This is a genomic window from Aestuariivirga sp., from assembly GCF_037139295.1.
Lineage (GTDB): Bacteria > Pseudomonadota > Alphaproteobacteria > Rhizobiales > Aestuariivirgaceae > Aestuariivirga.
Map to the genome: position 1 here is coordinate 1 of NZ_JBAXGR010000213.1, position 3,177 is coordinate 3,177.

Genomic DNA, 3,177 nt, shown 5'->3' on the forward strand with positions numbered 1-3,177 from the left:
GCTGGAATGACGGCTGGAATGACGGCTGGAATGACGGCTGGAATGACGGCTGGAAGGGAATTGCCCTACTTCGAGAACCGCCACTCGATGCGGTTGCGATAGGTCTCGCCGGGCCGCAACTCCGCGCTCGGGAAAGTCTTGTGGAGCGGTGCGTCGGGGAAGTTCTGGGGTTCTATGGCGATGGCGGCAAATTGCGCGAGGGGGCCGGCCTTGCCGGGGAAGCCGGGGTTCCAGTGTTCGGCGGTGTACATCTGCATGCCGGCCTCAGTGGTCCACACCTGCATGGTGCGGCCCGACACCGGGTCCTTCAGGGTGAGTCCGTGCTGCAGCGTGCCGCGCGGGCCGTCGAGCACCCAGCAATTGTCATAGACCTCGGCCACGGGGCGCAGCTTGCGGAAGTCCCAGCGGGTGCCGGTGACATCGTGCAGCTCGCCCAGGGGCAGCAGCTCTTCGCTCAAAGGCAGATAGCGCGAGCCGAGGATCTGCATGTCGTGGGCGAAGGCGTTCCGTTCGCCACCCGACATGTTCCAGTAGCCGTGGTTGGTGAGGTTGATGACGGTGGGCTTCGTGGTGCGGGCCTCGAGGTCGAGTGCCAGCGTGCTGCCGCTGATGCTGTAGGTGGCAGAGACATCGAGCGCGCCGGGGTAGCCCTGGTCGCCATCGGGGGAATGGAGGGAGAAGTGGATTTGATTGTCCGTAGGCTGAGCTTTCCAGTGACGTACCGCGAAATTATCCGGGCCGCCGTGCAGCTGGTGCTCGCCAAAATTCTGGGCCAGCGGATAGTCCGTGCCGTCGATGGTGATGCGGGCATTGGTGATGCGCCCGGCGATGCGGCCGATGGTGGCGCCCGCCGTCCAGTCGCCCGCGAGAATGTCGGCATCGCTGCCGCCGCCCATCAGCATGTCGGCCCCGGCGAAGTCCAGCGACACGAGGCGCGCACCCAGCGTGGTGAAGCGCGCGCGGATCTGGTCGGATTTCAGTTCGAGCATGGCCGGGGCTCCTCGACATTCAGGCCTCTCCCCCGATGTCGGGGGAGAGGTGTTGATCGTTCAGTGGTTGTCGCGCGGCAGGCCCATGGTCTTGGCGACGCGCTGGAACTTGGTGGCGCCCTTCAGCACCATGCCGCCATCGAGCTGGCCCACTTCCTTGCGGAAGATCTCCTGCCACGGTGTCTGGCTTGGGGGAACCTTGTAGCCGCCCGCCTTCTCCAGCTCGGCGCGGCGCTTCTCGATGTCTGCGTCGGAGATCTGAAGGTCGCAGGTGCCATTGTTGAGGTCGATCCGCACCATGTCGCCATTCTGCAGGATGGACAGCCCGCCGCCAGCGGCTGCTTCCGGCGAGGCGTTGAGAATCGAGGGCGAGCCGGACGTGCCCGACTGGCGGCCGTCGCCCACGCAGGGGAGCGAGCGGATGCCCTTTTCCAGCAGGTAGTTGGGGGCGCGCATGTTGACCACTTCCGCCGCACCCGGATAGCCGAGCGGGCCGACGCCGCGGATGAACAGGATGGTGTTCTCGTCGATCGCCAGCTTCGGATCATCGATATGGGCGTGATAGTCCTCAGGCCCGTCGAACACGATGGCCTTGGCCACGAAGGCGTTGGGGTCTTTCGGGTTGGAGAGATAACGCTGGCGGAATTCATCCGAGATGACGGAGGTCTTCATGATGGCGTTGTCGAACAGGTTTCCAGTGAGACGCTTGAAGCCCGCATGTTCCTTCATGGGCTTCGCAAACTCGCGGATCACCGCGCGGTCCCAGGAGAAATGACCCTTGCAGTTCTCGCCGATGGTCTTGCCATTGGCCGTGATGCAGTCCTCGTGGATCTTGCCGGCACCGATCAGCTCGGCGATGACGGCGGGCACGCCGCCGGCACGGTGATAGTCCTCGCCGAGATATTCGCCGGCGGGCTGCAGGTTGACCAGCAGCGGCAGGTCATAGCCGTGCTTCTCCCAGTCGGCGACGGTGAGGTCGATACCGAGGTGTGCTGCGATGGCATTCAGATGGTTCGGCGCATTGGTGGAGCCGCCGATGGCGGTGTTGACCGCGATGGCGTTCTCGAAGGCGTTGCGCGTCATGATCTTCGACGGCGTGAGATCTTCCTTCACCATGTCGACGATGCGGCGGCCCGTTGCGTAAGCCATCTGGCCGCGCTCGCGATAGGGCGCGGGGATGACGCCGTTGCCGGGAAGGCACATGCCCAGCGCCTCGGTGAGCGAGTTCATGGTGGTGGCCGTGCCCATGGTGTTGCAGAAGCCGGTCGACGGTGCCGACGTGGCAACCAGTTCGACGAAGCCTTCATAGTCGAGCTCGCCCGTGGCCAGCTTCTCGCGCGCCATCCAGACGATGGTGCCCGAACCCGTTCGCTGGCCCTTGTACCAGCCGTTCAGCATGGGGCCCGACGAGAGTGCGATTGCCGGAATGTCCACCGTGGCAGCGGCCATCAGGCAAGCGGGCGTGGTCTTGTCGCAGCCGATGGTGAGCACCACGCCATCCAACGGATAGCCGTAGAGCACCTCGACGAGCGAGAGGTAGGACAGGTTGCGGTCGAGCGAGGCGGTGGGGCGCTTGCCGGTTTCCTGAATGGGGTGGATGGGGAATTCCAGCGGAATACCGCCATTCTCGTAGATGCCGTCGCGCACCCGCTTCACCAGGTCCACATGGGCGCGGTTGCAGGGCGAGATGTCGGACCCCGTCTGGGCGATGCCGATGATCGGCTTGCCGCCCTGAAGTTCGGAGCGGGTGAGGCCGAAGTTCAGGTAGCGCTCGAGGTAGAGCGCGGTCATGTCGGCGTTGGCCGGGTTGTCGAACCAGTTCTGCGACCGGTACTTGAGCGGCGTCTTCGGGGTGTTTGCCATGGGATCCTCCAATTGTCCTACATTTACAGGCAGGGGTCGGCTCCGTCTATGGCAAGCGCGGCATGAAGAGCCGGAACGGAGTGGCGGACGGTGTGGTTCCGGGCCCGGAGGCCGGCTTTTGACCGTCTGGACGGTTTCAGGGCCGGCTGGATGCCATTCCCGGCCTAGGTTCTGGTCATTGTGACAGGCGGATGGCCATTACAAATCAGTCATTTATCGTTTTTCTGACAGTTTGACGTTTTCCGCTGTTGACAGTTCGGTCTGCATCGCCATATAAGCCGGGTCACTGAGGGACGCGGCGCTGTTTGTGCGCGGCGTGCCTTGT

2 protein-coding genes are annotated in these 3,177 nt (G+C 64.1%); both read right to left on the minus strand.

The genetic code is table 11. The features are described from left to right. Positions 1-65: 65 nt before the first annotated feature. Positions 66-989, minus strand: a complete 924-nt coding sequence (locus WCJ41_RS20945; protein WP_336907777.1) for an aldose epimerase family protein — start codon at positions 987-989, stop codon at positions 66-68. Positions 990-1,049: 60 nt separating this feature from the next. Next, entirely contained in the window at positions 1,050-2,864 is a 1,815-nt protein-coding gene (locus tag WCJ41_RS20950; protein WP_336907778.1) for an IlvD/Edd family dehydratase, read from the minus strand. Positions 2,865-3,177: the final 313 nt, after the last annotated feature.

What these genes read in the sequence shown, in the direction of transcription:
- WCJ41_RS20945 (WP_336907777.1), bottom strand. Translation starts at nt 989, where the DNA reads ATGCTCGAACTGAAATCCGACCAGATCCGCGCGCGCTTCACCACGCTG.